Source organism: Intrasporangium chromatireducens Q5-1 (assembly GCF_000576575.1).
GTDB classification, from domain to species: domain Bacteria; phylum Actinomycetota; class Actinomycetes; order Actinomycetales; family Dermatophilaceae; genus Intrasporangium_A; species Intrasporangium_A chromatireducens.
In genome coordinates this window covers 1-5,382 of record NZ_AWQS01000249.1, presented here as the reverse complement: position 1 = coordinate 5,382, position 5,382 = coordinate 1, and the positions used below count along the sequence as shown (strand labels likewise).

The 5,382-nt window shown below is 72.3% G+C and carries 5 protein-coding genes; 4 read left to right on the top strand and 1 reads right to left on the bottom strand.

Annotated features, from left to right (window positions below):
• Positions 1–91: 91 nt before the first annotated feature.
• On the bottom strand, positions 92–1,153 hold the full coding sequence (locus N864_RS23800) for a hypothetical protein (RefSeq protein WP_051518795.1): 1,062 nt from the start codon (positions 1,151–1,153) through the stop codon (positions 92–94).
• A 147-nt stretch (positions 1,154–1,300) separates the two neighbouring features.
• Between N864_RS23800 and N864_RS18805 the strand changes: the two genes are divergently transcribed.
• The 4 genes from N864_RS18805 (at position 1,301) to N864_RS18790 (ending at position 5,285) form a co-directional block, all read left to right on the top strand.
• The gene (locus N864_RS18805) at positions 1,301–3,022 is read left to right on the top strand and encodes an MFS transporter (RefSeq protein WP_034720781.1); all 1,722 of its coding nucleotides are present in this window, start codon (positions 1,301–1,303) and stop codon (positions 3,020–3,022) included.
• Positions 3,019–3,645, top strand: coding sequence for a MarR family winged helix-turn-helix transcriptional regulator (locus tag N864_RS18800; RefSeq protein ID WP_051518794.1), 627 nt, complete (start codon positions 3,019–3,021; stop codon positions 3,643–3,645). The genes N864_RS18805 and N864_RS18800 overlap by 4 nt, the downstream gene beginning before the upstream one ends.
• A 122-nt stretch (positions 3,646–3,767) precedes the next feature.
• Complete coding sequence (locus N864_RS18795) at positions 3,768–4,601, top strand: DinB family protein (protein WP_034720779.1); 834 nt, start codon at positions 3,768–3,770, stop codon at positions 4,599–4,601.
• 3 nt (positions 4,602–4,604) lie between these two features.
• Positions 4,605–5,285: an alpha/beta fold hydrolase gene (locus N864_RS18790; RefSeq protein WP_034720776.1), complete on the top strand. Its 681-nt coding sequence runs from the start codon at positions 4,605–4,607 to the stop codon at positions 5,283–5,285.
• Positions 5,286–5,382 lie beyond the last annotated feature (97 nt).

Below are 5,382 nucleotides of genomic sequence, written 5' to 3'. Positions count from 1 at the left end.
GCCGGCCCGGTCGCCGGCATGCCGGCCACGGGCGGCAGGTCGGACGGCTCGTAGGGCTCGCCGCCCGAGTAGGGACTACCGGGGCTGGCGCTCATCGTTCGCCCTCCTCCCAGGCGCTGCCCATCGCGTCGGCCGGCGGAGCTCCGGGGGCGCTCGCGGCGCTCGGCTTGGAGGCCTCGGAGATCTCGCCGGTGCCGCCGGTCACGCTGCGGCCGGTCTCCATGTCCGTGCCCATCGTGCCGGTGCCCATCCCGGCGGTGCCGGCTCCAGTGCCCGGGGTGCGGCTCTCGGTGTCGCGGGCGCCGGTGGTGCCGTAGGTCGTCGTCGTGGTGCCGGACGTCGCGTCGTAGGACGTCGTCGACTCATACCGCCTCGGCGCACCGGACTGGTCGGTGTAGGCGCCGGAGTAGCCGCTCGTGCGGTAGCCGTTCCCCGTGTCGGAGTCCGACCCGCCGGTGAGGCCACGCGTCAGGCGGCCGGAGAGGAACCCGACGCCGGCCGCGACGGCCAGGAACGTGCCGGGCTTGCGGCGGGCGAAGCGCTTCACCTCGTCGATCACCTCACCGGGCTCACGGTTCTCGAGCCACGACCCGATGGAGTGGGCCCGGTCGGAGGCCTCGCGGGCCAGCTGGGTCGCCATGCTCGACGAGTCGCTCCGGTCCGCCATCTGTCCGAACTGCTGGCCGAGGTCGCGCAGCGAGCCCGCGAGCCGGCTCTGCTGGGCGCGGGCCTGGTCGGTCAGCTCGGAGCGCGACTGGTCCGCGAGCTTGCGGATCTCGTCGGTCGCCGTCGAGGCGACCCGGCTGGCCTCCTGCTTCGCGGTCTGGGCGGTGTCCTGGGCGCTCTGGGTCGCCTGGTCGCCGACCTGCTGGGCGCCGGCCTTCACCTTGTCGGACGTGCCACGCGTGTCCGTCGTGTCGGCGCCCGGCGAACCGTCCGCACCCGTCGAGCTCGAGACGTATGTCGTGCCGCTGGCTGCCGCTGGGCCGCCGAGGCCCGCAGCGGTTGCGGACTCCGTACCGGAGGTGTCGCTCACCCCAGCAGCGCGTGCCGGGCCGCCGGGAGGGGTCGTCGGGGTGCCGAGGGGGTCCGTGCTGTACTCCGCCCCGGCTGCGGGGGTGTCGGCCCGCGGGTCGTTGATCTGGTCGGACATCTGTGCTCCTCATGTCGGGGCGGGCCCTTGGTGGGCCCGGCGCTTCTGGTGCGCAGGTCATGGGGACTACCCGACGGGTCTCGGCCGTAACCCGTCCGCAACCCACGTTCAGGCGGCTCGCAGGAATGCTTCGTACGGTCGAAGCACATGTCTGGACCACGCGCAACGCACTACAAGTGGGTCGCCCTGTCGAACACGACGCTCGGCGTCCTCATCGCGACGATCAACTCGTCGATCCTGCTCATCGCCCTCCCGGACATCTTCCGGGGTCTGCACGTCAACCCCCTCGCGGCGGGCAACTCGAGCTATCTGCTGTGGCTGATCATGGGCTATCTCGTCGTGACGGCCGTCCTCGTCGTCAGCTTCGGCCGGCTCGGGGACATGTTCGGCCGGGTCCGCATGTACAACGCCGGCTTCGCCATCTTCACGGTGTCGTCGGTGCTGCTCAGCGTCACCTGGCTGACGGGTGACGCGGGCGCGCTCTGGCTGATCGTCATGCGGATCGTCCAGGGCGTGGGCGGCGCTCTCCTGATGGCGAACTCGAGCGCCATCATCACCGATGCCTTCTCGCCGGACCAGCGCGGCCTCGCGCTCGGGCTCAACATGGTCGCCGGCATCGCGGGCTCGTTCATCGGCCTCGTCATCGGCGGCGTGCTCGCACCGGTGGAGTGGCACCTCGTCTTCCTCGTCTCCGTGCCGGTCAGCCTGTTCGGCACCGTCTGGGCCTACCTCAAGCTGCGCGACACCGGGGTGCGCCACGACGCCGGGATGGACTGGTGGGGCAATGCCACGTTCGCGATCGGCCTCATCGCGATCCTCGCCGGGATCACCTACGGCATCCAGCCCTACGGCGAGCACGTCATGGGCTGGACCAATCCCGCCGTCCTCGCCGCCCTCATCGGCGGAGCGGTGGTGCTCGGGCTGTTCTGCTTCATCGAGACCCGGGTCGCGCACCCGATGTTCAACCTCGAGCTGTTCCGGATCCGGGCCTTCAGTGCGGGCAACCTCGCGAGCCTGCTGTCCGGGCTGGGCCGCGGCGGCCTGATGTTCATCCTCATCATCTGGCTCCAGGGCATCTGGCTGCCGGAGCACGGGTACTCGTTCGAGGAGACGCCGCTCTGGGCCGGCATCTTCATGCTCCCGATGACCGTCGGCTTCCTCGTGGCCGGACCCCTCTCGGGCTGGCTCTCCGACCGCTTCGGAGCCCGGCCGTTCGCAACCGGCGGGATGGTCATCGCGGCAGCGAGCTTCGTCTGGCTGCTCCTGCTCCCGGTCCAGTTCGGCTACCTGTCCTTCGCCGGGGCGCTGCTCGTCAGCGGTCTCGGGATGGGCCTGTTCGCCTCCCCGAACCGGGCCGGCATTATGAACGCGCTGCCGGCCAACCGCCGCGGCGTCGGCGCCGGGATGAGCACCACCTTCCAGAACTCGGCGATGGTCCTGTCGATCGGCATCTTCTTCTCGCTCATGATCACGGGCCTCGCCGGTGCGCTGCCGCACGCGATGGTGACCGGCCTCACCGCGCACGGCGTCTCGACGGCACAAGCACAGCAGCTCGCCGCGCTGCCGCCCGTCGCGGTCCTCTTCGCGTCGCTGCTCGGCTACAACCCGATCGGGACCCTCCTCGGCCCTGCCGAGTTGCACCGGCTGGCACCGGCCGACGCGAGCTACCTGACGGGTCGCGGGTTCTTCCCCTCCCTCATCTCGGCGCCGTTCCACGACGGCCTGGTCGTCGCCTTCGGGTTCGCGATCGCCGCGTGCCTCGTCGCGGCGGGGGCGTCGTGGCTGCGCGGTGGGAAGTACGTCCACGAGGACGAGCCGGTGGCCGTGGCGCAACCGTCGGCCCCCGCGGTGGGTAGGAGCGTCCCATGACGTCCTCGACCGGGACACCGCCAACCGTGGCGAACGAGCGACCCGCTCGCCGGGGGCCCGCCGCTGGCCAGGACGCCGCCGGTCGTCGTGGCGACACCGCTCCTCGCGGCGACACCACTCCTCGCGGCGACACCGGCCAGCCCGGTGGACCGACCGTCGCCGACGGCGCGCCGGAACCGCCGGACGAGGTGCTCCGCGCCCTGGCCGGCGACCTGCGCGCCGAGGTCAACCGGCTCGCGTACCACCTGCGCGCACCCGCGACCCGGTCCGGCATCACGCCGACCCGGCTCGCCGCCCTCGCGGCGCTCGCCCACGCCGAGACGGGACTGCGCGCGGGCGACCTCGCCGCCCGGATGGGGATCACCCCGGCGAGCATGAGTCGGCTGATCGACATCCTCGTCGAGGCCGGCTGGGCCGACCGGTCGCGCGATCCCGAGGACGCGCGGGCGGTGCTGCTGACCCTCACCGACCCGGGTCGGCGGGAGATCGAGGAGCTGCGCCGCGACAACGTCGCCAGCCTGGCCGCAGACCTCGCCTCGCTCGACCCGGCCGAGCGGGCCGTCCTGGCCGCGGCCGTGCCGCTGCTCCGGGCCCTGTCCGACCGCCGCCTCGCCGCCGGCTGAGTCCGCCCCCCGCTGGTTCGAGGTATTCGCCGGTCGCATCCTTCCGGCGAATACCTCGAACCGGGAGCCCCCTGAGCCGCATCCGGAAGGCGAACGTCCTGAATGCTCCCTATCGTCGGCGCATGACCGAATCACCGGAGCCCGAGTTCGTCGAGCAGAGCCTCCGATGCGCCCGCTTCGAGTCCGTCGACCTGCACGGCGCCACGCTGCAGCGGGTCGACCTCACCGGGGCGCGGCTCCGGTCCGTGGACCTCAGCGGTGCCGACTTCTGCGCGGTCGACCTGCACGACGTCCGCCTCCGGGGGTCCGAGCTGCTCAACGTGCGGATCGACGCCGAGCTGGACAACGTCGTCATCAACGGCGTCGACGTGGGCCCGCTCATCGAGGCCGAGCTGGACCGGCGCGACCCGGAGCGCGCCCTGATGCGCCCGGACGACCCGGCCGGGTTCCGGCAGGCGTGGTCGGTCCTCGAGCGCCGGTGGGGCGAGACCGTCGAGCGCGCGCGCACCCTCCCTCCCGCGGCGCTGCACGAGGGCGTCGACGACGAGTGGAGCTTCATCCAGACCCTGCGCCACCTCGGCTTCGCGAGCGCCGCGTGGGTCGGCCGGATGGTGCTCGGAGACCCGTCGCCGTGGCACCCCCTCGACCTGCCCTGGGACGAGGCCCCGGGGTGGGACGGCATCCCGTGGGACCGCAACGCCCGCCCGGATCTCGACGAGGTCCTCGAGCTGCGTCGTCAGCGCCAGGACTTGGTGGGGGAGGTCATGGACCGGCTCACCCCCGAGCAGCTCGAGTCCACGGTCACCCGGACGGAGCCGGGCTGGCCCCGGCTGGAGGAGTTCCCGCTGAAGCAGTGTCTCCTCATCGTCCTCAACGAGGAGTGGCACCACCGCCTCTACGCCGAGCGCGACCTCACCGCGCTCGAACCCAGCACACCCCGACAGAAGGAGAACTGACCCATGGACATCGTGCTCGTCGCCGGCCTCTGGCTCGACGGATCCGCTTGGGATGCAGTGGTGCCGGAGCTCAAGACGCTCGGCCACAACGCGATCCCGGTGACCCTCCCCGGTCAGGGCGACGGCAACCGGGAGGCGACCCTCGAGGACCAGGTGCAGGCCGTCCTCGCTGCGGTGGACGCCGCCGCCGAGCCCCCGCTCGTCGTCGGCCACTCGGCTGCCTGCACCCTCGCCTGGCTCGCCGCCGACCGTCGACCGGACCGGGTGCGCACCGTGTCGCTCATCGGCGGGTTCCCGTCGTCGGAGGGCGAGGCCTACGCCGACTTCTTCCCCACGACGGAGGGCGTCATGCCGTTCCCGGGGTGGGAGCCGTTCGAGGGCGCCGACTCGGCGGACCTCGACGCCGAGACGAAGGCGACGATGGCGGAGCGCGCCATCGCCGTCCCCGAGGGCGTCACCAAGGGCCGGGTCCACTACACCGACGACCGCAGGTTCACCGTCCCCGTCGTCCTCGTGTGCCCCGAGTTCTCGCCCGCCCAGGCCAAGGAGTGGATCGGCAGCGGCGACGTCCCTGAGCTGGCCCGGGTCGAGCGGCTCGAGTATGTCGACCTCGACTCGGGTCACTGGCCGATGTTCACCCAACCGGCCGAGCTGGCGCGCCTCCTCGCCGGGGCCTGCTCCTGACGGAACCGCGACGGCGGCGCCCCTAGGATGCGGCCGTGAGAACGTCGAAGTGGTCCCTCGCGTCCGAGCGCTCCATCCTCTCGATCCGGTCGAAGGG